Raw genomic sequence first — 670 nt, 5'->3', positions numbered from 1 at the left:
ATACCGGCAGGCCATACCCACCACCACGACCGGATCATCCGCCAACGACACCACCGCCGGCACCAACTCCCCCAACTCACCCTCGACCGCACCGAACAACTCCGTCTGCAAGTGCTCGGCCAGGGCGGTCAGGGTGGGGTGGTCGAAGACCATGGTGGCCGAGAGGTGCAGGCCGGTGGCGGTGCGCAGGCGGTTGCGGAGTTCGACGGCCGTGAGGGAGTCGAAGCCCAGGTCGCGGAAGGCGCGTTCGGCGTCGATGGCGTCGCCGTCGGTGTGGCCGAGGACGAGCGCGGCGCTGCTGCGGACGAGGTCGAGCAGTGCGTCGTGTCGTTGGGCGTGGTCGAGTGGGGCGAGCCGTTGGGCGAGTCCGGTGTCCGCGCCGGGGGCGAGGGCGGTGGTCGCTGCGGTGCGGCGTAGCGGTGTGCGGACGAGGCCGCGGAGGATCGGGGGGAGGGTGGGTTGGTTGCGCAGTGCCGTCAGATCCAGACGCACCGGCACCAGAGCCGAACTGCCCGTCGCCAAGGCAGCATCGAACAACGCCACCCCCTGCTCCACCCCCAACAACGGCATCCCCGACTCAGCAGCACGACGGACCTCACGCTCCCCCAACCCCGCCGTCATCCCCACACCCTGATCCCAAGCACCCCACGCCAACGACACACCAGGCAAA

1 protein-coding gene is annotated in these 670 nt (G+C 70.0%); it reads right to left on the bottom strand.

All coding sequences use genetic code 11. From position 1 onward, the window contains the following. Nucleotides 1–621 (bottom strand): acyl carrier protein (locus ABD385_RS41235; protein ID WP_344585422.1); only part of this gene is annotated, 621 nt, incomplete at its 3' end. Nucleotides 622–670: the final 49 nt, after the last annotated feature.

This window comes from Streptomyces lunalinharesii (assembly GCF_039532155.1).
Taxonomy (GTDB): domain Bacteria; phylum Actinomycetota; class Actinomycetes; order Streptomycetales; family Streptomycetaceae; genus Streptomyces; species Streptomyces lunalinharesii.
The sequence above is the reverse complement of the archived record's forward strand: the minus strand, read 5'-3'. Positions and strand labels throughout refer to the sequence as shown.